Below are 24,570 nucleotides of genomic sequence, written 5' to 3'. Positions count from 1 at the left end.
AAAATGAGCATAAATATAGCGTAAAGTTAACAGCGCCGCAAGGAACCGTCAGCATTTTGTGCAGCCGACAAGGTTTTATAGTTATCAAAATAAATATGGCAAGGTAGTTTATTGCCTCCTATTTACGCTTAGGCAACTTACTATCCATCAATAAGCTTTGTAGTTCAATATCATGACGAAAGCGATAAAGTTTGGCAGGACGACCACGTTGGGCGCTACTACTCTGCCCGGTCTCCGTCACAAGTTTTTGTGAGTCTAGCAAACGACGGAAATTTTGCTTGTGCAAGCGCACTCCTGAGAGCGCTTCTACGCTTTGTTGTAATTGTGACAAGGTAAACACATCTGGCATCAAGCCAAAAATAAGCGGTCGATATTCAATTTTAGCTCGCAGCCGTGACATAGCAGTCGCAATCACTCGGCGATGATCATAATACATCGGCACACCAATGAGCTGTGACCAGTTTTCAGGTAGCTTACTGTGATGGCTCGATTGATGAGCGCTTTGATGATTCATCGAATAGCTGGGTGGATAGTTCGGTGCTTCTGGTATCAGTCCCGCTTCATACAGCATCTCATAGCGCAGTAACACATGCTCAGCGACCCACTCTCTATTTTCATAATACTCATATGCTGTGTATTCATTATTCGCATTTTTACCTGTGGGCATATCACCCACTAAGAGCGCTTCACTTACACCCCAACATAAACCAATACGCTGACGGCGGCGCTGCTGAATGCCTGAATCCTTAGCGCTATCTGCCCAGCTTAATAATGCCGGTACAATATGATTCATAATGATGCTAGGTATACCATCCAAATGATTTTCCCAAGGAAAGTAATCATACCAATCGCGCCACAATGCTTGGCTTTGCAGCTGCTGCGTTTGTGTCTCTTGTACCAGTCCCAAATAGCTCACATACACCAGTGCATGACCATCAACGTTGCGCCTATTGGTATCGACAAAGGTATAGAGTTGCTCCAAATAACCAAGTGGTTGCTGTGTTTGCTCCTCAACCCATTGGTGCACGCCAGCTTGCAGTGAGCGATGCAATGGCATCAATGGACCATTGGGTAACAGCTTACCTTGATCAACGGTTAAGACCCGAGCGGTATGCTCAGTAATGGCGACTAGCACAGCGACAACTTCTGTGGTGCCACTACCTTGCTGATGCGCATGTGAATAAGACAACGTCATGACTTTAATGATTATCCTTGGTACTGAAGAACATAATAATACCATTCACAAAAATTAGAGTAGCAAGGAAAAAGAGTGCAAGTACTACGCATTGTAGGCTAAGCGATTTTGACACAGCTAATCGTATTTTTGGCGTTTGGTATAAGAACGCTATCACAGTTGAGCTCTATAGCAATGCCCAGTATAGCTTGAATCTAAAACTATCATAGCCTGCCGATGTAAATATAGGAAACTGAAAAAATAAATGCGAAAGATCATGAAGAGAATCATGAGGAAAATTCTGTACAAATAAATATCATTTTGCAATCAAGTGATAAAAAACGCTTGTATTTATGCTCAAAATGAGCATAATTAATATATCTGATTAGCCAGCGGTATTCATTGACTTATTTTTAGCGGCATATTGCTTGTCGTTACTACCTAAAAGGTTTGCAGCTATGAAAACTTATCCTTACGACGCACCCATCATGAGTAATGACAATCGCATTGCAACACAAATGAATATTGAATATGCCAAAGCTAAAATCCCTGCAGACCTGCCACGGGCTGAACGTCTCATGGTCGAGGAAAACATCAAACAGCTATTAAAAGAGCATAATGCGGTATTGGTCGCCCATTATTACGTCGATCCCTTTATTCAGGATTTGGCATTGGCAACGGGCGGTTGCGTGGGTGATTCGCTTGAGATGGCACGCTTTGGGCAAGCGCACAGTGCCCAGACCTTAGTAGTCGCTGGTGTCCGCTTTATGGGCGAGTCAGCAAAAATTTTAAGTATGGAAAAAACGGTACTTATGCCAGACCTAGAAGCTGAGTGTTCGCTTGATTTGGGCTGCCCTGCTGACGAGTTCTCTGCATTTTGTGATGCCCATCCTGAGCGTACAGTCGTTGTTTACGCCAATACCAGTGCCGCCGTCAAAGCCCGTGCTGACTGGGTGGTGACTTCATCTGTTGGCATCGATATCATTCGCCATTTGCATGCTAATGGTGAAAAAATTGTTTGGGGTCCTGATCGCCATTTGGGTAAATATATTGCTAAAGAGACTGGCGCAGATATGCTGCTTTGGCAAGGCTCGTGCCTTGTACATAACGAGTTTAAAGCGACCGAGCTGGTGCAATTAAAAGAGGATCATCCAGACGCCAAAGTTTTGGTGCATCCAGAATCCCCCGACAGCGTAGTAGCGCTCGCCGATGTGGTCGGCTCGACCAGTAAACTGTTGCAATCTACCTATGAGATGGATGCCGATACCTTTATCGTAGCGACCGATTTGGGTATCTTGCACGAAATGCAAAAGCGCTCGCCAAATAAGCGTTTCTTAGCTGCGCCGACGGCTGGTGAAAGTGCCAGTTGTAAGAGTTGCGCGTTTTGCCCATGGATGGCAATGAATGGTCTAAAAGGTATTGAGCAATGTTTGGTGAATAATAGCGGCGAAGTATTAATGACGCCTGAGCTGGCAATCTCAGCTAAAAAGCCCTTGCAACGTATGCTTGATTTTGCCGAATCACAAAAACAACGCGTGACAGCGAGCGGCGATATTGTCAAAGACCGCGAGTTGTTTGCCAATGTCGGGGCTGCCTAACATGAGCGCGGCACTTACCGCGAAGCCATTAAGTGCCCCTAGCTCTGATGATATGCTACAAACTGACGTACTTATCATTGGCGCGGGATTAGCAGGCTTCAGCACGGCTCTAGCGTTACCAAAATCGCTGAATATTACCGTATTGAGCAAAGCCGCCTTGGAGATTTGCTCCAGTCATTATGCCCAAGGTGGTATCGCGGCAAGCTTGGATAAAGAGGATTCTGTCGCTGATCATATCGCTGACACTCTAATCGCTGGCGCAGGGTTATGCGAAGCTGACAATACCAGTCGCATTTTAAGTGCGGGGCAACAAGCCGTCCAATGGTTGTGTGAGCAAGGCGTGCCTTTTACCCAAATACCGCAAAAATATAATGCAAAACCTTTCACCAAACTACAGACCGAACTACAAACTGCTGACTTACATTTAACCAAAGAAGGCGGGCATGGTTGCAGGCGAGTCGCGCATGCTGATGATGCGACTGGTCGACACATTATGGAAGCCTTGACGATAAAGGCGCAAGCCGCTGCCAACATCACTATTTTGCCTGATCATGAAGCGCTGAGGCTTTTAACAAATAGTGATAACCAGTGCCAAGGGGCGCAAGTTTTTGACCATAGCAATCAGCGACAACTGACTTTTCATAGTCACGCCGTCGTCTTAGCCAGTGGCGGTTTAGGACAACTGTTCAAGCGAGCCAGTGCACCAAATGTCTGTGTCGGCGATGGTGTGATGATGGCATGGCAAGCAGGCTGTCGCTTAGCAAATTTAGAATTTATCCAGTTTCATCCGACGGGCTTAGCAGTGGCAGGCAGTAGTTTTTTGATATCTGAAGCACTACGCGGTGAAGGTGGACGACTGACCTGTCCGCAAACTGGTGCGCGCTTTATGTTGGACATTGATGAGCGGGCAGAATTGGCACCACGCGATATCGTCGCTCGCGCCATCGCTGAGCAGATCAATAATAATGGACTTGGCTACGTACATTTAGATGTCAGTCATTTGCCAGACCAATTTTTACGAGAGCACTTCCCGCAGATTTATCAAACGTTATTAAATCTCGGCATCGATATCACCTCTGATCCTATTCCAGTCGCCCCTACCGCTCATTACAGTTGTGGCGGCGTGGTAACGTGTGCCAATGGTTTGACCGATGTGATAGGTTTATATGCCGCAGGTGAAGTCGCCTATACTGGCCTGCATGGTGCGAATCGCTTGGCGAGTAATTCACTTTTAGAATGCGTGGTGGTTGGGCGCAATATCGCCGCTGACTTACCACGATATTTAAAAGCATTAGAAAATCTAGATCCGGTTGCCAGTCATGAGCACTCGAATTTATCAGCAACCACCATTTGGACAGCACCAACGCTTAAAGATATTCAAACTATTAAGCTACCTTCTTCTCCTATCATTCTATTTAACTTACCTCATTGTGATGACGCTGATATCGTTACCAACGATCATGCTGGCAAAATAGTCACAGAATTGAAAGTTTTAATGACCTCCTATATGGGTATCACTCGAAATGCCGAATCATTAGAGCAAATATTAATACAGATACAGCAATGGCAACAGTGGCTTGAAAAAACCAAGTTAAATCAGTCCAGTGTGAGTACTCTAGTTGACACTATCACTACTGATGAGCTGACACTATTTCAATTAGGACGACAATTACAATTAGCCACATTGGTTATTCAGTCGGCTTATCAGCGTTATGAGAGTCGCGGTGGTCACTATCGTCAAGACTATCCGCATTTGGCATCCACACCTCGAACCAGTGTGATTGAGTCACCACTCAATTTATCTTATAAGCAATGCATCTACTTTGATAAGTCGATAAAAAACCCTCAAAATAGTTACCACTCAGTAGATTAAAGTGCTGTGAGACTGATCACTCAGAGTCAAGTGTTATCAGACACCCACTAGTTTGGTTTGTTTTGCTTGCAAGCTGTAAGGGCATTATGATTTTTACCCCTATATTTTCAGTATTGTTTCGGTGATATGCTACAATCTGCAGCTTCTTAAAAATGCCTTTGAAAACGCTGCGAGCCAACCACCATGCAAAGCTTAGTTACCCTTGTTCTGGTATTAATGCCAATGTTTATTGGCTTTGCCATTCCCTCTCACCCAACCATGACAAAGCTTGCGGATAAAGGTTTATCTTATCTGGTATTTATCATCTTAGCGCTGATTGGTATTGAGCTTTCACAAGTTGAAGGGCTTGGCAGTCAGATAGGCGAAATTGCTCTTTATGTGACCATATTATCGATATTGACGATTGGTACTGGGTTATTTGCATTGATGTTGTTTGACCGACTGCGCCCATGGCATGCCAAAAAACCCAGCGTAAAATCTAAAGAACATCGCGTGAGTATCCGTGGTAGCCTCGCTCAAGTCATTTGTGTGGTCATTGGTATGGTGATTGGTTATTTCCTACCAGACAATTATATGCCGCCTGAAAATACGATGACGGTGATGTTAATGATATTAATTTTGCTGGTCGGCATTGGCTTAAAAGGCTCGGGCATTACCCTAAAAGAAGTCTTACTCAATAAGCGCGGCGTTGAGATGAGCGTTATCTTTACACTATCTGTATTGGTTGGCGGCTTAATATTTGCGCTGATGTTCAGTGAAGTATCGTGGACCAAAGGCTTGGCACTGGCGTCAGGGTTTGGTTGGTACTCGCTATCAGCAATCGTCATGACCGATGCTTATGGCGCGGTTTGGGGCAGTGTCGCCCTATTTAATGACTTGGTACGTGAGTTTTTTGCGTTGATATTTATCCCCGTGTTTATGCGTAAATACCCATCAGCAGCAGTTGGACTGGGCGGTGCGACCAGCTTAGACTTTACCTTACCTATTATTCAACAATCTGGCGGTCTCAAAGTCGTGCCATTAGCGATTAGCTTTGGCTTTATTATCAATATCGTCTCACCAGTGCTGATGGTGGTGTTTTCGGCGTTGGGGTAATAATTTGCATGAGTGAACCATAATAAAAGACTGGTAATTTTTTCTATATAAATGACCAATACTATAAATGTTAGATTAATATTTGCTATTTTTTATATAGATATATTCAACGATAAACTGGTTAAATAACGGGATTGTTATTAAGCCATCTCTAGCTCTTTATCCACCTGACAAGCACTATCATGCCAGCGCACAAAAGTATCAATACTGGCTTGTACTATGCTGTCACTGACAAAATTTCTACCAGAAAAAGTCTCAACATAACGACAGGCGCGATAATTTTTAGCATACTTATCATAGTGGATAATCCACTGCTTCCGTGCCTCTAAATCTTTGCGGTGTTGTGCATCCGTATCATCAAAAGTATTATCCTCAGCAAACCAAAAATTCTTAGCGGGGATATCTTTAGCCAACTTATTATTTTCAACCTCACTCATGCGCCATGGCTTGGCAGTGAGCCGCGCTCGAAAGCACTGTTGCACCTGACAGAGACGTACGTAATTGGCATCCGCATGGAAATACTCAAACCACTCAGCGACCAACTCATCACTTGGCGCAATGGTATTGTGAGTGGCAATAATGCGACATCCTGCTGGCGTTTGATATAAACGAAAGCATTCGGTAGGATAAGTGGCAACACGTTTTTTGATTAAATCCGTCATATAAGGCAGTAACGAGGCAGCATCATCGGCATATTTTTGTGCACGGGCTTTGTCTCTTGCACTGGCTTGCTGCCACAAATAGACGGTCGCACCAATCATAACCACTAACAGCAATAACCATGATAGTCCTAGCCAAGCGATGACACTGGCAATAATTATAAAGACAAAGACAAAAGCCCAAACTTTTATTTTGGTTGATGGATTGCTTTGATTAACGAGAAAGGCAGACATAAAGCCATGATGGTTATAGTCATCAGGATATTTGTGACGCAATAAATCACCATTATCGACATCAATAATGGCAATATTATCAATGTTGGCGACTTGTGCGCCGTAACTGTTACGCGTAACGACAAGCTTCGTCACTGCTGCGCTATTAATGGATAATTCATTTTCTGGAAAATTATGCTCAGAAACAATCTCTTCACGAATAGGAATACCATTGCCTTCGTTATACTCTTCCCTACGCTCACGGCGTAAGATATCTTCACCTGCCAGCCAGCGCTTATGGGCGTCATCTACTCGCGCTTTGGCATGGCTTAGCGCCTCGTCTGGACTGATATCTGACCAACCATAACGTTTAATAGTTGCTTGTTTAGAATTAAAACTATTAGCCGTTACTGATAACTCAAAGCGCTGCTTATATTGCGCCCAGTATTTAGGGATTAACATGGGGTTTGCCTTTGGATATTTATTTCAAAATAAACTATTATTGGTCTAATATTAAGCAGCTAAACCCCACTCGCCTGCTTAGCAAACAAGCGCATCAACGGCTTAATTTTGCCAACGCGATACATACCTTCATTACGAATTTGTTGAATAGGACGTGATTGGGCAAGCGACCCTGCAAATAGCCAGTTAAGGGCGGAAAAGCTGTGCATCATTAGACTGTTATGCGGACGGCGCAAACGCTCGTAACTACGCAATGTTTGATTGCTGCCCCAACTGATTCCACCACTACGTTCAAAATCATGTGCCAATTGCTCGCTTAAAGTCTGTACATCGAGCATGCCTAGGTTTAACCCTTGACCTGCCAGCGGATGGACACCATGCGCCGCATCACCGATCAAAACTAAGTTATCCGCGACGTAGCTTTTAGCTTGTTGCGCGGTCAGTGGAAAACTGGCGATTGACTCAATTTGAGTGATAGCACCTAACTCATAGTTACTAGCAGCAGCCAATTTATCAGCAATGACGCGCGCATCTTCTCCCATCAATGCCAATGCTTGATTGCGTGGTAATGTCCACACGATCGACTGCCAATGTTGTGGATTGGCTTTATCTGCATCAGTGATATCCGCTAACGGCAATAATGCTAGCGTACCTGTGGGCAACATCGCTTGGCGCGCCGTTGCTTGATGCGGTTTTTCGGTGTGAATCGCACAGCAAATAGCGGTTTGATTATAATCGAGTGTATCCAGCCCGATCGCCGCTTGCTGGCGCACAAATGAGCCACGACCATCAGCACCGACCAGCAGCATTGCATCGATAGCAGTATGATTGTCTAAAGTCACACGGTAGCCTTGCTCTGCACCCAGCCAATCCATATTGATAACTTTATGTCCAGCGATAACAGTTAGATAGTCACTGACATCATCTTCATACAGGCGTTGCCATAACGCATGTTCAATGACGGCAGGCTCGACCATGCTGCCAAGCATTTTCGGTAAATGACTGTTAGAATAATTGTCACCGCTATCGCCAAATAACAGCTCGCCCATGCCGTTGAGTTGCCACACCTGCATTTGTGAGTAGTCTGCCTTACGCTCAGAGGCAGCAATCTTTTGCCACGCACCGATATCGTTGAGTAAGTTAATACTGGCCAAGCTCAATGCGTAGACCCGAGCGTCTCGTTGCTTCAACACTTCTTGCCACTCTGAGTCATCACGTGCAGGACGGGCATCAATTAACGTCACAGGCATTTTTGCTTGCGCCAGTTTTAGAGCAAGCGTTGCCCCAACAATACCGCTACCGATAATCAGCGTATGGTTATTTTTCATAAGTTATTCCTACATTTAAGTGCAATCGTATAGAACATTGGGCGAGCTGCTATGAGCCTGCGCCTTATTTGCCAATGAGCCGCAAAGAGATGGACGATTTGGGCTGGGATGCCTGTGATGTGGCAAACTAAGACTTTAACCCCATCGCGTAGTTAGCAACTAGTGGCTTAATATTTGGCAGTTTATCAAAGGCAACCAAGGCCACATTCCTTGCCAACTTGATGGCTGGGTTAGGATGGGTAAAACCATGTACGACGGCATCACAGAATCGAATGACGCGTTTTTGATCGCTTAGACGCGCTTTCTCATAACGTTTTAACAGTTGCGTATTGCCGATGTCTTCGCCCTTTAGCACTTGCGCGCTCATCATTTGTGCCAGCACATGAGCATCACGCATACAAAGGTTAAAACCTTGTCCTGCGACAGGATGCAAGGTATGGGCGGCATTGCCCATGATGACACAGCGACCCTCTACTTGCTTGTCTGCCAGTACACGTGTCAGTGGATAAGCGCCACGGCGACCGGCAGCGACAAACTTACCTGCACGCTCACCAAAGGCTTGCTGCAATGTCGCTAAAAAATGCGCATCATCTGCTAAGTATTTATTTTCTTCACCTTTTGGGCAGACCCAAACCACCGAGCGTCTATAGCCATTTTGATAGTCATCATTGCCATCACCGTCTGGATCGGTCAGTGGTAACACCGCCAGTGGCCCTGCTGGACTAAAACGCTCAATCGCTACATGCTCATGCGCTTTGTCAGTTTCTACCACACCCACGATAGCCGTTTGCTGATAGTCATAAGTGGTCGTGCCAATATTTAATAATTGGCGCACGGTCGAATCGCGACCATCACAAGCGACCAAAACGCTGGCCTGCAATTGCTGCTCATGTTCTTCTTCACCATAATAGTTAAAGCTGAGCGTCACCCCATCTGCTTGTTGTGTCACGGCGATGACATTGGCATTATCAATCAAAGTGATTAATGGCTCTTGTTGCGCAGCTAATAAAAGCTTACGTCCGAGCCACGCATTTTCCATCACTTGTCCAAATGACTCGACCCGCTCTTCAGCTTTGTTTAATTGTGCACGCCCAAAGCTGCCTTGCTCACTAATCTGTACCGCATCGATACGACAAGCATGACTTTGCAACTCATCCCATAAACCAATTTCTTGATAAATCTGTACCGTACGACGTGACAGTGCTGTATTGCGGCTGTCTAAATAATGGTTACGATTACTGTCATCATTTGGACTGATGGTTGGATAACTATTTTTTTCTAATAACGTGCTAGCAATACCGTGATGCGCTAGTAACAGCGCAAAGGACAATCCCACATGACCACCACCAGCGATGAGGACTTGCTGCTCAGTGATTGCCTTTGTATTTTTAAACGTGTTTTTAGCATTCGATAAATTCACATCAGTATTTTGCATCATTATTATTCCTAATATACTCTGTTGGGCGCGCACTATCAGCGATGAATAGTCGCTAGAATTATCTTAATTTTTTAGGGCGTATTAAACATTCATACATAGGCATAGCCTTAGTCGAATGCGTCATACGCCCTAACCTTCATCCGCCTTTATCATTTTATTCATCTTTTAAACCTCGCGACGAAGTACTATGATATCCCCCATAGATTACCACAAATTACCCCTCATTCTGTGGCCTTAACAGTAGCCAAAACGTATACCTGAAACGCTTGATTTTATAACGCTCTAAACGTTATTTGTAACGCCGTAACTCACTCAAAAATGGACATGAAAATATAAATATCGAAAAACTATGCCAGCGGTTGCAATCGTCGTACAAAAACAGTGCCATCTGTTCGACGTATGGCTTGAAATTTAAAATCTATCGACCATAATAAAGGCAAGACCGTTACTTATCATCACTCATAAAACAAATAATAACTCTACCGTCATTTCTATCTCCGTAATATAAAGCCAAGACAATAACGACCGACCATTTTATCTCTTAAACCCCCAATGCAATCAAAACCAAATCATAGCATTGGGGTACATAATAAAAGGATAATCGCTTGACTGATTCCATGAGCCGCCGTATAAAGTTTGAATCATTGACACCAGCACAGCTCAAAACCGTGCTGGGTGAATATAATAATCACATGAAATATATCCAAGAACGCCTCGATATCAAAATCATGCAGCGTCAAGGTGACTTTTGCCTGAGTGGTGATGTGACAGGTGTCGAGCGCGGTGAACGTATTATTTATAAGCTAGTAGATGAAGCACAAAACACCAAAGACATTAGCGCAGCAGAGCTGCATCTGATCATTCAATCAAGCATCTCTCGGGATGAAGATATCGAAGCCGATGAACAATTGGCAGATGACGAAGAGACCTTAAGCCCAGCAAGCGACTTTACCCCGATTAGCCTGCGCACACGCAAAGGCAAGATTATTCCACGTGGTGGCAACCAGCAAAGTTATGTAAAAAACGTCTTAAGCTCTGATGTGTCATTTGGTATTGGCCCTGCTGGTACGGGTAAAACTTATCTGGCTGTCGCTTGCGCAGTCGATATGCTTGAACGCAACGAGATCGAGCGTATCTTACTGGTGCGTCCTGCCGTAGAAGCGGGTGAAAAACTGGGCTTTTTGCCCGGTGATTTGACCCAAAAAATCGATCCGTACCTGCGTCCCCTATATGATGCTCTATACGAAATGCTCGGTTTTGAGAAAGTCGGTAAGTTGCTTGAGCGCCAAATCATTGAGGTTGCGCCGCTCGCTTATATGCGTGGGCGTACTTTGAACAATTCATTTGTCATCTTGGATGAAGCGCAGAATACCACACCTGAGCAAATGAAGATGTTTTTGACTCGCTTAGGCTTTGGCTCGCGGGCAGTGATTACTGGTGATATTACGCAGGTCGATTTACCACGCGGCAGTAAATCAGGTCTGGCACAAGCGATGGATATCTTGAGTGGAATTGAAGAGATTCATATCACTAAGTTTGATTCAAAAGACGTGGTGCGCCATCAATTGGTGCAAAAAATCGTCGAAGCTTATGACGTCTTTGATGATGAACAGTTTGCTCTACAAGAAAAGCGTAAGCTTGAACGCATGAAAGAGCAAGAGCGCAAGCAAGCCATTGCTGATGCAGCAGCCAAACGATAAGCGAGCTGTCTTAGCACATTCATTTCAAAATAAGAAAACCGGATTGCTGTCAGTAATCCGGTTTTTTACGACTAGAGTTTTTTAGATCTAATCATGAGTTATATAAGATAGTTAAGCGCCCCATCTTACAATAAAGTAAAAGGATAATGGCATGACCCAAGAGAACGTTAACAACAGTTTTGACAACAATGATGCAAATGAGTTTGCTGGTGATGATGCCAGCTTGGCGGCACTTGATATCAGTGCAACCAGTAGCATTGACGATGACATACTCGATACGTTTTACAGTCGTAAGCACTTACAGTCTGTGATGATGGCAGCGCTGGATTATATCGATGGGCGCATTAAAGAGGATCTAACGCTACCCTATTTTGTAGATATCAACCCTGAGCTATGGCAAGAGAAATCTAAAGTACTAGACATATACATTACCGATGAGATTGAAGGTCAGGCATTAAATTTGGAAGCACGCGGTAAGGATTATGCGACCAATATTTTATCTTATCCCAGTGATCTGCCAGCCGCGATTATTGAGCTGATGCCAACGCTACCTCTCGGTGAGCTGGTCATCTGTCATGATGTCATAGTACGTGAAGCGGCAGAGCAAGAAAAAACAATAGCACAGCACATCAGCCATTTACTAATACATGGTGTACTGCACTTATTGGGTTTTGATCATGAGCTTGGACAGGCTGAGCAAGATGAGATGGAAAGGTTTGAAATTGAGATTCTGGCAGGTCTCAGCCTTCCAAACCCTTATGCTTAGTTCAGATTTTTTAGCGATTAGTCTTTGGTCATCGGTAGCTTTTGTGCTTGACTCATTTGATTAATCATTTGATCTAACCCTTTGACATGGACATTACGCTGCGGGAATGGAATGTCGATTTTCTCATCATCTAAGGCGTATTTGAATTGCTCAAGCAAATCACACTGCATTGTCCACCAGTCAGCATTGGTTGTCCAAATATTTAGCGTTAAGTCTACTGAGTTATCGCCCAGATTGGTGACGCGTACGATAGGTTCAGGGTCAGTAAAGGCCAATGGATTCTTCTTTGCCAAACTCAGCATCACATTTTTGGCAGTTTTGATATCGGCATCATAGCCAATACCGACTGTGATATCGACACGGCGGTTGGGTAGCGCCGTATAGTTCGTCACGGCTGAAGTCGTAATATCACTATTTGGGATGATGATATCGTGATTGTTTATCGTCGTCAGGTGGGTATTGACCAAAGTGATGTCTGTTACAGTCCCTGTGTAGCTGCTGATTTGCACATAATCGCCGCGTACAAAGGGGCGAAAAGTCACAATCATGATGCCAGCGGCAAAGTTCGACAACTGATCTTTTAGTGACAGACCAATGGCTACTGCAGCACCGCCCAATATAGCGACGACTGAGGTAGTCTGTACGCCAACTTTACTTAAGGCAGCTAACGCAACCACGACCAGTAGTACCCCATAGATTAAGCGACCTAAAAAGTTAGCGACCGTATCATCTAAGCGACTACGCAACATCATTTTGTGAGAAACGGTGACTGCCTTTTTGGCAAGCCAGCGACCTACGAAGAATATTAATATCGCTAGCGCAACTTTAATGACCAAGCTTAATGCGTTACTGGTCAAGTTGGCAACATCTATTGTAAAACCTAAAAATTCCATACTGACTCTTTATTCTATAGCGGTGTGTTATAAGTTTGGGTATCTGTTAATCGTAATCGTCAAAATAGTATGACGCATTCATTGATATTCTATGTTTATTTATCGTGTCGCCTACTCTCTACAGCCTTAATAAGTCACGTCAACTTTGTCGCTATAACGATAGGTACGTATCAAACGTAGCTCAACAATATCGCTCATATCTTCGGTAAATTTACCAAAGGGCGCTGCTTGACGTACCGATTGCTTTGCTGCTTCATCTAGTAATGTAGAGTTGGAGCTTTCAAGCAGACGTATGGCTTTGATATTACCATCACTACTAATGATGACCATAAGGCGCACTTCGCCCGTGATACCTTGTGCTCGTGCCTGCATGGGATAATGCAAATTCCCAACACGTTCGACATGCTCACGAAAAGTATTAATATAGTCAGCTGCGGCACCGCGCGTCGTCGAGTTGCTATCGACAGTTACTACTTTTGATTTGGTCGCATAGACTTGCTGACGCTGAGACAGCTGCGTCTCTAAGGTAGCGATTTGTTTGCGCAGACGCTCTTCTTGCGCCATCATATCATCTTGTGCTTGCTTGCTATCATTATCAGACTCCACGCTCGCTTGACGCCAGCTTAAGGTGGTACGCAGATAACTTTCTTGGTATTGCTGTTGGCGAACTTGACGCTGTAGGCTAATTACATCTTGCGTTTCACTTATTTGCTCAGCAGACAATGGACTTAGCTGGTCGTTCTCTTGTCTTAATTGCTCCTCTACTGTGCCGCCACCTTCTTGGGAGGCATTAGCAATAAAGTGAGCGTCTTCATTTGGCTGCATATTATCGGTTAGCGCTTTTGCCACATCTTGCATCATTGCCGCAGGATCTTTACCCATCGAAAAGCCAATACCAAAAATAATAATTGCGTGTACGGCCACAGCGATAACGATGGCTACTGGTAAACTAATATTTCGCTTTGGGGCTTGCGCAGAAAAATGATAGCTTTGTGAATCTTTGATATAGGCCACAATGGGTCTCAGCTTATGAATATGAGCTTATAAATACAAGACAGCAAGTAATAAGCGTTATGATAATGTGTAGGATTTATACTGACGCTATCATAACATGACATAGAATTCTATCGCTAGCACAACCGTTGCCGACTCATTTTGACCCGCTCACACATTATTTATCCCCTTTGGTCAATTTATTGAAAAGCTGAACCAGCAAAAATGCTATAAAACCTATACGACTATGGCGCCGCTGGACTACCTTTTTAGCATATAAGCGCTAGCAATTAAATGATTTGCGACAAAACGTATGTGTCCATTTTGAAGCCATCATATTTGTTATATACTGTTTTATAATTTTTGTATCATTAAGACGAGTTAAACAGGCGCAAACAGACAAGACAGATTGCTGCTTATTTAGCAAAAACGCAAGCTAGTAAGGCGTGTGCTAAATACTGTATGGGTGGTAACGCCCAATGAAATACCGTATCGTGACCATAGTGTATTGCTCTATTTTATAAGTACCTGTTTTATAAGCACCTGTTTTATAAGTGCTTACTTTATAAATGACCACTTGCCAACTTTCATTAAAGCAGAGTCAGCTTGTCACTGTTTAGTTAGTAGCTCTTTATGCCATTGATTCAGTTACCTCCCCTATAATTATAAGGATAATAAGTTTGAGTGATTTTGATAACAGGGATAATTCAGACAATTTTGATGAGTTTTTTGAGAATATGGGCTATCGTTTTGACGAATCATTTAGCGATGGTTGGGAGCGCCTTACCCAATCAATCAAACAGATATACCATAAAACGACTGATAAATTCGAAGATGAGTTGTCGCTACCAGTGGCACAGACCTATGTCAATGATGCACTACAGAAGTTCGTCACTGATAATGTGAAAGCCATCTTAGAGTTGCGCGTTGAGATGCATGATGACTGGTTCCGCTTATACTGTACGGTCGATGCTGGTGGCATTTATGCTGAGGTGGCGAGTAACTTTAGCTTGATTCATGTACAGCTCGATCGTAACGTCCAGCGCTTCGTGTTTGGGCAGCAGACTTATACTGATGTGCTAAACCTACGTTGTGAGTCGTTTATCAAGCGCCAAGGCATCAAGCTTGCTATTTGGTTTTATCACAGTGTTCTGAAAAAAGACCCTTTGGGCTTTATTCTCTCTTATATCAATATCGCTCGCGCAAAAGACGAGGTCATATACCTTGATATCAATCGTTGGTTAAAAAAGAACAAAAAAATCATGAGCACTTTGCATAAAGTTCAAGTCAACTATGGCGAGCTTGAAGAAGAGCAAATGATTTTGAAAACTCAAATCAATTATCGTGACTTATTGGCTGCCAGTAGTAACGAAGATATTATCAGCGATGATGATGAGCCTGAGCTGATGCAAGGCCCTATTAACCCAATAGATGATGCTACCGAACCGAGTCAGGTATAAATCCCTCAGTATAAAAATGACAATTTTTACTTATTAAAAAAGCGCTGACACTTAGAGACTATTGTCTTTTAGAGTCAGCGCTTTTTTATCAAGCAAATTTTCAATGGCTTCTAGAGCGTGCCGTTATCAATCGTGCAACTACCAGTAATTTTCTACCGCAATATTACCCTCGCCGCGACGATTCATCACCAGACCTAAGGTCTTTAGCGCTTCTTTGGTGTCTTCCACCATGTCTGGATTACCGCATAACATGACGTGCGTACTATCGATATCTAAGGCAATACCTGCTCGCTCTTGTAGCGTGCCTTCCAATAGCAGCTTGGGCAGACGCTCTGTCAGTGCGCCTTCGACAGGTTCACGAGTAACGATGGGAATAAAGATTAGTTTTGCTGGATGATCGACCAAAGAGCCAAAGTCTTCTTGCAAGCTTTCAATTTTCTCGATATAGGCAAGCTCTTCTAGCGAGCGAGCACTATAGGCCAATATGATGTGCTCGTAATCTTCCCACGTCTGCAAATCTTGTAACATCGACAAAAATGGTGCCAATCCCGTTCCAGTCGCGAGCAGCCACAAATCTTTTGGTAATGGCTTTTGATAACGCGCTAACGTCAAAAAACCAAACGGCATGGTATTAAGCAGCAGCTCATCGCCTACTTCTAAATGCTGCAACTGCGACGTAAATGCGCCATCAGGAATTACGATAGAGAAGAACTCTAGCACCTCATCAAACGGCGAAGACACAATCGAATAAGCTCGAAAGACGTCTTCATTCAATGCTGCATCAGAAGCTTTACCATTTGCTTCCGTCTGCTGCTGGTAATATTTTAATTGACTGGGATTGACGCCCAAACGCACAAATTGACCCGCCGTAAATTTAAAGCTATCGGGACGGCTGACAGTGAAGCTAAATAGGTTTGGCGTCCACGTGGTTTTGCTGAGCACGGTTACTGTCTGAATATTATCACTCATAACGCTTCATCACTTATACTTTATTAAACTGTATTTTTATAAGATATCTTTGATAGGTAAAAAAGACATAGATATCGAAAAGGTAAGCACAAAAAAAGATGCGCCAAGCTTATCATAAAGCTGGCGCATCTTGGTTTTTTAACAGTAACAACAGATAAGTCACAGCGACTTATCTGTTGTATCGGCTCGGCAACATTACCAAATACGTGCCAGACTTGCCCATTCAATCATACTGTTTGGCAAGATACCAAAGAAGATAATCATCGCGGTCACCGCAATAACCATAATCCCGCCAGTACGGATAGCCCATTGTCCAGGAACATCAAACTCAATAAACTGTTTTGGACGCTTAAAGAGGGTGAGCATCACACGTAAATAATAGAATAAACCAATCGCACTACCCAAGATAATCATTGCCGCTAAGAACCAGTTGGTTCCTTGTACGGCAGCCAATATGGCAAATAGCTTGGTAATAAAGCCAGCCGTCAATGGAATACCCGCTAATGACAACATCATGATAGTCATGACCGCTGTCAATACGGGACGACGCCAGAACAATCCTTGGTAATGGGTCAATTCATCAGCCTCACCAGATAAACGATAAGGGCTCGACATCAACGTTACCACACCGAAAGCACCGATAGAGGTCAAGGCATAAACCGCCATATACATACTAGAAATGCTATCTGCTGCCGTACCGATACTGACAATGACAATCAGCACATAACCCATATGGGCAATAGATGAATAACCCAATAGACGTTTGAGGCTGGTTTGACGTACTGCTAGCAAGTTACCGATCAAAATAGACAAAGTCGCCATGACCATAAGCAGCATTTGCACCGATGGCAATGCCAATAAAGCCGTATCGATTAAGAAACGAACCGCCAGTGCCATCATAGCCACTTTAGAGACTGAGGCTAAAAAAGTAGCGATTGGGGCTGGTGCGCCTTCGTAAACATCTGGCGTCCACATATGAAAAGGCGCAGCAGAGAGTTTAAAAGCAATACCGAACATCATCATCGCCGCACCCAGTATCAGTAGTGGCGACTCAAAAACATCACCCAATACCATACTAATTGGTTTAAAGGCCAACGAGCCTACTTCAGCATAGATAAACGCCATACCCATGAGTAATGTCGTTGATGCCGTCGCTGATAGCACCAAGTATTTCAACCCTGACTCTAGCGAGCGGCTGCGCATATAGGTATATGACAGCATGCCGTATAGCGGTATAGATAGCATCTCTAAGCTCATAAAGAATGACGCTAAATGCTGAGCACTGACCATCAGTAAAGCACCAATCGTCGATAGCAACATGAGCAAATATAGCTCTTCTTTATTATCTTTGAGATTGGCTAAATACGCATAAGATAGCGTACAACAAGCCAACGCACAGATAAAAATAATCACCATATTAAACTGAGCAAAGTTATCGATCACGAATAACTGCTCAGCATTAGGCACAAGAGTGCCGCTACTAACGATACCAGTCATTTGCCCAAGCAAAATAAACAAACCAATATTTAAGCCGACAACGGTGACCGTACCAGTAACCATATGTGAGCGTTTAATTGCGATGGCAATCATGACAACCAATACCGTAATAACAACGGCAATGATTGGCGCGTAAGGCAATAATCCCATCAAATCATTCATCGTAATATCATTCATGACTTAACGTGCCTCCATTGCATCAAGCAGTTGCGACGCATCTACTTGTGTGACTTGACTGTATATATAAGCATTATTGATCCACTGCATCGCATGACTTGAGGTATCAAGGAACGGCTGTGGATATAGACCAAGCCAGACCAGTCCAGCAGCCAACATGAGCAGCAATGACAACTCACGCTTGCCCAAATCCTTTAGTTTGCGCGGTGGCAAACCGTGTGATTTGGTTTCTTGCATGGCGACGGCTTCGATGTTGTTTTTGCCAAATAATGCACGGTGAATCAAAATAAGCGAGTAGAGCCCTGCTAGTACCAAACTGAATGTCGCAAAGACCACAAACACTGGGTACTGAGCAAATGAGCCAAATAAAATCATGAACTCGCCAATGAAGTTACCTGTCCCCGGAATACCGAGCAATGCCGCACAGAAGAACATCAGTATCGGTGCGTAGTAACGAAATTGACCCCACATGCCGCCCATCAGCGTTAAATCACGGGTATGTAGACGCTCATACAACTGGCCTGCCATGATGAATAGTGCTGCTGAGCTTAAGCCGTGCGCTAACATCTGAATCATCAGACCTTGCAAGCTTAGTAAGGTTCCAGCATAAATTGCCAGTACCACAAAGCCCATATGCGAGATACTGGTATAAGCCAGCAAACGCTTCATATCCGTCTGCATAAAGGCGAGCCATGCTCCATAGAAGATACCAATCGTACCTAAGGTCATCGCAATCGGCGCAAAATCTTGTGATGCTGCTGGGAATAACGGTAAAACAAAACGAATCAAACCATAAGCAGCAGTTTTAATTAGTACCCCTGCCAAATCCACCGAACCTGCAGTTGGGGCTTGTGCATGCGCATCTGGCAACCAGCCATGAAAAGGAATGATTGGCAACTTCACCGCAAAGCCAATAAAGAAGCACAGCATGATCGGATATTCCCAGCCGCCAAGTGACGTACCGAGCAAGTCATTATAATTAAAGCTCACCACCCCTTTTTGAGCGTAGCTGATAATGACCAAAATCAAAATACCGACCAGCATGATAAGCCCAGACGCTTGGGTATAGATAAAGAACTTAGTCGCTGCGTATTCCTTGGTTTTGCCAACCACATCATGACCCCAAATAGCGATCAAGAAGTAGATAGGAACCAGCATCATCTCCCAAAAGAAGAAGAATAAAAACAGATCAATGGCTAAGAAAACACCGATGACGCCGCCCAAGCTCCACAAAAGGTTGAGATGGAAAAAGCCGACTCGGCGTTGAATCTCATTCCACGAACAAGCCACTGCTGCAATACCGAGCAAGCCTGTCAAGGCAACCATCATCAGTGATAAACCATCTAATGCCAAATGGAAGCTGATACCAAAAGTCGGTATCCATGGCACACTGAACTCCGCTACCCAAGGCACATTTGCATCTGGCGCAATGACTTGTTTACTCATACCGCTAAAGTCACCGTATTGCCATAGCACTAGCGACAACACAAAGGTCAACGTCATACCGATTAAAGCAATCCAGCGCGGCAGACGTTTATTAAATCGCTCGACCAACCAACATAGCAACCCTGCAATAAAGGGAATTGCGATTAATGCTGGTAGCATCCACGTTTGTTGTAACTCAATCATCTTATACCACCGTCATCATTACCAGCACCAGCAATACAGCGACGCCTAAGCCAAAGCTTGCAGCGTAACCTCGAAGTGACCCTGTTTGCGTCGCAGACAATACTTTATTACCAGCAGATGCCAGCTTAGGTAAGATGAGCCACGCTTTATCGATAGGGTCGGCTTTAAATAAGCGGCCGATGAACAAAAAGGGTTTTACAAAAATTACATCGTATAGCGCATCAAAACCTAGGCCATGATAGCACCAGTGATACAACGCCCCACCAACACGTGAGCGCTTAAAGCGGGTGAGCATTCGACCTTTATCCACCACATATAATAGCGCCGCTATTACTAAACCAGCCAGCATCGCACCCATGGCGATATACTCTGCCGTATGCTTAGCATGCGCTTGACCCGCGACTTCTAATAGATGACCGACACTCTCTGGCAAGACGCCTTGTAGTGGCGGAGTAATCCATGCACCAACGGCTGTAGATAGTACTAGCAACACAGTTAGAGGCAACCAGTACGATACGCCAGACAACTTATGCGCAGGCGTTTTTTCTTCACCGAAGAATATGATCCAAATCATACGGAAAGTATAAAGTGCGGTTAAGAATGCCCCGAATACACCCATATAGAATAGTACTAAATGACCGGTTGCATAACTCTCCCAAAGAATCGCTTCTTTAGAATAAAAGCCGACAGTGACCCAAGGTATCGCCGCAAGTGCACCGCCACCAACGATATAACACCAGAATACTAACGGTATCTTTTTACGTAAGCCGCCCATCTTAAAGATGTTTTGCTCATGGTGTACCGCAAGGATGACCGCACCTGATGATAAGAATAACAAGGCTTTAAAGAAAGCATGGGTCATCAAATGGAAGATTGCGCCTTGCCACGCGCCAACACCGAGTGCTAAGAACATATAGCCAATTTGGCTCATGGTTGAATAAGCAAGAATACGTTTGATGTCGGTTTGTGCCAGCGCACAAAATCCAGCAACGACTAACGTCAACGCCCCTACGCCGCCGACCCAATATAATAAAATACCAGGCGTCAGCTCAAACAATGGATGTAAACGGGCGATTAAATAAACGCCTGCCGTGACCATCGTCGCTGCGTGAATCAGTGCCGATACTGGCGTCGGACCTGCCATCGCATCAGCAAGCCATGTATGTAATGGCAGTTGCGCCGATTTACCCATCGCTCCGCCAACCAACATCATCGTGGTCAACATCATCGTTGGATTGTTGATATCAAACACTTCTGGCGCACGAGTAATAATTTCTTGAATATTAAGCGTACCGAATTCACGGAATAATAAAAACAAACCGAAGGCTAAGAATACATCACCCACGCGCGTCACGGTAAAGGCTTTCATCGCCGCAAGACCATTGGCACGGTCATGGTAATAAAAACCAATCAGCAAGTACGAACAAATACCAACGCCTTCCCAGCCGAGATACAGCAAGAACAAGTTATCTGCCAACACTAGCAATAGCATACTGGCGACGAACAAATTCATATAGCTAAAGAAACGGGCAAAGCCAGTGTCGCCCTTCATGTACCAAGCGGCAAACAGATGAATCAGAAAACCAATGCCAGTAATGACCCCAGTCATGGTTAGTGCCAAGCCATCAAAGCTTAAACCGAAGCTTGGCGCAAAATCACCGACTTGGAACCATGTCCATAGCGGAATCTCTATGACCGTTCCTGCTGGATTATTGGTTAAAAAAGTATAACTAACGATTAGCGTGCATAGTGCTGATAACAGCATGCTACCCACACCGATAATCGCTGCCACCTGCTCTGTTAGCTTGTCGCGCATAAAGGCTAAAATCAAAAAGCCAACGAGCGGGAATATAAAGGTTAATGGTAATAAACTCATGACATCATCCTTTCATCTCATTGGCGCTGTCGACATCGAGATGCCCACGCTGATGATAAAACCGCAATAATATTGCCAAACCAATGGCGGCCTCTGCTGCTGCTAAGGTCAAAATAAAGATAAACATAATCTGTCCATCTGGATCGACCCAACGACTGCCTGCCACCACAAATGCTAATGCTGTTGCATTCATCATGATCTCAAGGCTCATTAGCATAAATAGGAAGTTACGTCGTACCATGACGCCGCACAAACCAATGGCAAATAAGATACCTGCCAAAATCAGTCCATGGCTCATGGGTATCATGCCCAGTACATTCTGCGCCTCAGCAACAGGCTGTACTAAGCCTGCTACCTCGTGGGCAAACGGCACGTTTGACACGTCTTGTGCCACGCTCGCTGCTAGTACCATTAGTCTGACTCCTTGCGCGTGACTTTATTCACACCCACCTGCGTACCTACATTCATACTTACATAATCATGCGGGTCAACATCTTTATATTCGTAAGATTCTGCCATTTTTGCCGCATCAGTATCTATAGGCATGCCGTGATCATCATAGTGTTTGATACTAGCAACATTAGCATTAGATGCATGGCTTGCATTAACAGCGACCTCATCAGCGATAGATTCTTTACCCAAATGATAAGCGGCAACCAAGGCGGCTAGTAGTAGCAATGCCGCCACTTCTATCAACATCACATATTTGGTAAATAGCACCGTACCAACGGCTTTGGCAGATATTGTCGACCCGCCGATCATCGCCGCTTCGTCATGATTAAAACCAATCATCGCATACAGCACAACCGCGATAATAATCGTCAATCCTGTCGGTAGCGCCCAAGTGCCCGCATCAAGCCAGCGCTCTTCACGCTCATCATTGCTCATACCTAAGTTGAGCATCATGATGACAAAGACAAATAGCACCATAATGGCACCTGCATAAACGACGATTTCAAGCGCACCCGCAAATGGCGCGCCGAGTACAAAAAATATTCCTGCGATTGCCAATAATGACACAATCATCGATAAGATAGCATGCACTGGATTGGCTTGAGTCACGACGCGCAGACTGGCAAATATTGCCACTGCCGCCAGTGAATAAAACCCTGCCAGTTCAGGATGGTTCAAAATATTCATCATGGTAGCAAGCTCCTTAGATCAATCGGTGCAGACTCGTTTTGTGCTGCACCTTTTGGTTTGTCCGCTACCGCCATACCCGTCACACGATAATAGTTATAATCAGGATATTTACCTGGCCCTGAAATGAGCAAGTGCTCCTTTTCATAAACCAAGTCTTGGCGCTTATATTCACCCAACTCAAAATCAGGCGTCATTTGAATGGCTGTCGTTGGACAAGCTTCTTCACACAATCCACAAAAGATACAGCGTGAAAAGTTAATTCGGAAAAACTCTGGATACCAGCGTCCATCTTCACGCTCGGCTTTTTGTAATGAGATACACCCTACCGGACATGCCACCGCACACAAGTTACAAGCAACACAGCGCTCGTCTCCATCAGGGTCACGCGTGAGGACAATACGCCCACGAAAACGCGGCGGTACAGGTACCGGCTCTTCAGGATAAAGGATGGTGTCACGCGGTCTGAGCGCATGACTGTTGACCATCCACATGCTGCGGACAATGGTAAATATACCAATGACGGTCTTTTTTATGGTAGTAAACATGGGATTATTATCCTTATCAGCTTTACCCTAGTTCATTAATGATGGCTAGTAATGATTACAACGTTGGAGAAAAGATCAAAATGACCGCAGCAGTGATTAATAAATTAATCAGCGTTACTGGCAGACAAACTTTCCAGCCAAAATTCATCACTTGATCATAGCGCGGACGCATGAGTGAGCCTCGAGCCAAAATAAACATGGTCATAAAGAACAGCGTTTTAATCATGAACCAAAAAGCTGGTGGAATAAATGGAATATCTAAATTAAAAGGCGCAAGCCAACCACCAAAGAATAAGCAGGTCATCAAGGCAGAAATCAGGACGACATTGACATATTCGCCAATAAAGAACATACCGAACTTCATGCCTGAATATTCAACATGATAGCCTTCGGCCAGCTCTTGCTCTGCTTCCGGTTGGTCAAACGGATGTCTGTGGGTAACGGCAACACCAGCCACCACAAAGGTCAAAAAGCCGAAAAACTGCGGAATGATATACCAACCGTCAATTTGCGCTTCAACAATAGCACGCAAGTTAAATGAACCTGTTAGGGCGACCACACCCATTAATGATAAGCCTAAAAAGACTTCATAACTAATCGTCTGTGCAGCAGAGCGCAAACCACCCAGTAGTGAGAACTTGTTGGCCGAGGCCCAGCCACCAAACATTACGGCATAGACCGCAATACCTGCCATCGCAAAGAAGAACAAAATACCAATATCCCAATCAGCAACGCCAAGCGTTGGCGAAATAGGAATAATGGCAAATGAAGCCAATGCGGTGAACATTGCGACCGCTGGTGCCAAGGTAAACATAAACTTATCGGTAAAGTTTGGTGTCCAATCTTCTTTAAAGAAGATTTTTAGCATATCCGCAACCAATTGCAACGAACCAAATGGACCGACACGGTTTGGACCGTAACGATCTTGCCATAAAGCTAGCATACGGCGTTCATAAACAATCATCATAGCAGCGACCATCACCACGACCAAAAAGATGACCAGCGATTGTACAACCATAAAAAGTACCGACCATGTGTCAAAGGTCATACTATTAGCCAAAAAGCTTGGCACATCAGGGATA

The 24,570-nt window shown here is 44.4% G+C and carries 20 protein-coding genes and 1 pseudogene; 7 read left to right on the top strand and 14 right to left on the bottom strand.

What is annotated here, in order from left to right; all coding sequences use genetic code 11:
• Window positions 1-118: 118 nt before the first annotated feature.
• Window positions 119-1,195 (bottom strand): NUDIX hydrolase, encoded by a 1,077-nt coding sequence (locus JMX93_RS08880; protein ID WP_226914509.1) that lies wholly within the window; start codon window positions 1,193-1,195, stop codon window positions 119-121.
• A 437-nt stretch (window positions 1,196-1,632) separates the two neighbouring features.
• On the opposite strand from JMX93_RS08880, the gene nadA reads away from it, so the two are divergent.
• The 3 genes from nadA (at window position 1,633) to JMX93_RS08865 (ending at window position 5,740) form a co-directional block, all read left to right on the top strand.
• Window positions 1,633-2,772: a quinolinate synthase NadA gene (gene nadA, locus JMX93_RS08875; RefSeq protein WP_193012302.1), complete on the top strand. Its 1,140-nt coding sequence runs from the start codon at window positions 1,633-1,635 to the stop codon at window positions 2,770-2,772.
• A gap of 1 nt (window position 2,773) precedes the next feature.
• The gene (gene nadB / locus JMX93_RS08870; RefSeq protein WP_499204478.1) at window positions 2,774-4,645 is read left to right on the top strand and encodes an L-aspartate oxidase; all 1,872 of its coding nucleotides are present in this window, start codon (window positions 2,774-2,776) and stop codon (window positions 4,643-4,645) included.
• 183 nt (window positions 4,646-4,828) lie between these two features.
• Window positions 4,829-5,740, top strand: coding sequence for a LysO family transporter (locus JMX93_RS08865; RefSeq protein ID WP_496191502.1), 912 nt, complete (start codon window positions 4,829-4,831; stop codon window positions 5,738-5,740).
• Between the two features lie 140 nt (window positions 5,741-5,880).
• On the opposite strand, the gene JMX93_RS08860 is transcribed toward JMX93_RS08865, so the two are convergent.
• Complete coding sequence (locus JMX93_RS08860) at window positions 5,881-7,074, bottom strand: hypothetical protein (RefSeq protein ID WP_499204477.1); 1,194 nt, start codon at window positions 7,072-7,074, stop codon at window positions 5,881-5,883.
• A gap of 59 nt (window positions 7,075-7,133) precedes the next feature.
• Window positions 7,134-8,402, bottom strand: coding sequence for an FAD-dependent monooxygenase (locus JMX93_RS08855; RefSeq protein ID WP_499204476.1), 1,269 nt, complete (start codon window positions 8,400-8,402; stop codon window positions 7,134-7,136).
• 5 nt (window positions 8,403-8,407) lie between these two features.
• On the opposite strand from JMX93_RS08855, the pseudogene JMX93_RS08850 reads away from it, so the two are divergent.
• Window positions 8,408-8,521, top strand: a pseudogene (locus tag JMX93_RS08850) (hypothetical protein); the annotation flags it as partial.
• An 8-nt stretch (window positions 8,522-8,529) separates the two neighbouring features.
• On the opposite strand, the gene JMX93_RS08845 reads toward JMX93_RS08850, so the two are convergent.
• Window positions 8,530-9,840, bottom strand: a complete 1,311-nt coding sequence (locus JMX93_RS08845) for an FAD-dependent monooxygenase (protein ID WP_499204475.1) — start codon at window positions 9,838-9,840, stop codon at window positions 8,530-8,532.
• Between the two features lie 617 nt (window positions 9,841-10,457).
• Between JMX93_RS08845 and JMX93_RS08840 the strand changes: the two genes are divergently transcribed.
• Window positions 10,458-11,540, top strand: coding sequence for a PhoH family protein (locus JMX93_RS08840; RefSeq protein WP_443557333.1), 1,083 nt, complete (start codon window positions 10,458-10,460; stop codon window positions 11,538-11,540).
• A 151-nt stretch (window positions 11,541-11,691) separates the two neighbouring features.
• Window positions 11,692-12,306: an rRNA maturation RNase YbeY gene (ybeY, locus tag JMX93_RS08835; RefSeq protein ID WP_499204474.1), complete on the top strand. Its 615-nt coding sequence runs from the start codon at window positions 11,692-11,694 to the stop codon at window positions 12,304-12,306.
• A gap of 17 nt (window positions 12,307-12,323) precedes the next feature.
• Here the strand turns inward: ybeY and JMX93_RS08830 are convergent, their stop codons facing one another.
• Both JMX93_RS08830 and JMX93_RS08825 read right to left on the bottom strand, forming a co-directional pair.
• Window positions 12,324-13,199, bottom strand: coding sequence for a mechanosensitive ion channel family protein (locus tag JMX93_RS08830; RefSeq protein WP_443510173.1), 876 nt, complete (start codon window positions 13,197-13,199; stop codon window positions 12,324-12,326).
• Between the two features lie 126 nt (window positions 13,200-13,325).
• Window positions 13,326-14,213, bottom strand: a complete 888-nt coding sequence (locus tag JMX93_RS08825; protein WP_443556829.1) for an energy transducer TonB — start codon at window positions 14,211-14,213, stop codon at window positions 13,326-13,328.
• Between the two features lie 659 nt (window positions 14,214-14,872).
• Here JMX93_RS08825 and JMX93_RS08820 point away from each other — a divergent pair.
• Window positions 14,873-15,652 (top strand): hypothetical protein, encoded by a 780-nt coding sequence (locus JMX93_RS08820; RefSeq protein WP_443556828.1) that lies wholly within the window; start codon window positions 14,873-14,875, stop codon window positions 15,650-15,652.
• Window positions 15,653-15,790: 138 nt separating this feature from the next.
• On the opposite strand, the gene JMX93_RS08815 is transcribed toward JMX93_RS08820, so the two are convergent.
• From JMX93_RS08815 to nuoH, 8 genes are all read right to left on the bottom strand, one after another.
• Window positions 15,791-16,621 carry a ferredoxin--NADP reductase gene (locus JMX93_RS08815; protein WP_193012314.1) on the bottom strand — a complete coding sequence of 277 codons (831 nt, stop codon included), beginning with the start codon at window positions 16,619-16,621 and terminating at the stop codon, window positions 15,791-15,793.
• A gap of 195 nt (window positions 16,622-16,816) precedes the next feature.
• Complete coding sequence (nuoN, locus tag JMX93_RS08810; protein WP_499204473.1) at window positions 16,817-18,295, bottom strand: NADH-quinone oxidoreductase subunit NuoN; 1,479 nt, start codon at window positions 18,293-18,295, stop codon at window positions 16,817-16,819.
• Between the two features lie 3 nt (window positions 18,296-18,298).
• Window positions 18,299-19,924, bottom strand: a complete 1,626-nt coding sequence (gene nuoM / locus JMX93_RS08805; RefSeq protein WP_193012316.1) for an NADH-quinone oxidoreductase subunit M — start codon at window positions 19,922-19,924, stop codon at window positions 18,299-18,301.
• Between the two features lies 1 nt (window position 19,925).
• Complete coding sequence (gene nuoL, locus JMX93_RS08800; RefSeq protein WP_499204472.1) at window positions 19,926-21,800, bottom strand: NADH-quinone oxidoreductase subunit L; 1,875 nt, start codon at window positions 21,798-21,800, stop codon at window positions 19,926-19,928.
• Between the two features lie 4 nt (window positions 21,801-21,804).
• Complete coding sequence (gene nuoK / locus JMX93_RS08795) at window positions 21,805-22,113, bottom strand: NADH-quinone oxidoreductase subunit NuoK (protein WP_045445153.1); 309 nt, start codon at window positions 22,111-22,113, stop codon at window positions 21,805-21,807.
• 98 nt (window positions 22,114-22,211) lie between these two features.
• A complete protein-coding gene (gene nuoJ, locus JMX93_RS08790; RefSeq protein ID WP_499204471.1) occupies window positions 22,212-22,943 on the bottom strand; it encodes an NADH-quinone oxidoreductase subunit J in 732 nt (243 codons plus the stop codon).
• Window positions 22,940-23,488, bottom strand: a complete 549-nt coding sequence (gene nuoI, locus JMX93_RS08785; RefSeq protein WP_010198902.1) for an NADH-quinone oxidoreductase subunit NuoI — start codon at window positions 23,486-23,488, stop codon at window positions 22,940-22,942. Before nuoI ends, nuoJ begins: the two co-directional genes overlap by 4 nt.
• Window positions 23,489-23,543: 55 nt before the next feature.
• Window positions 23,544-24,536 (bottom strand): NADH-quinone oxidoreductase subunit NuoH, encoded by a 993-nt coding sequence (gene nuoH, locus JMX93_RS08780; RefSeq protein WP_193012346.1) that lies wholly within the window; start codon window positions 24,534-24,536, stop codon window positions 23,544-23,546.
• Between the last annotated feature and the right edge of the window lie 34 nt (window positions 24,537-24,570).

This window comes from Psychrobacter muriicola 2pS, assembly GCF_904846535.1.
GTDB lineage: Bacteria > Pseudomonadota > Gammaproteobacteria > Pseudomonadales > Moraxellaceae > Psychrobacter > Psychrobacter aquimaris.
Note: the sequence above shows the minus strand (reverse complement) of the source record. Positions and strands in the feature narration are given on the sequence as shown.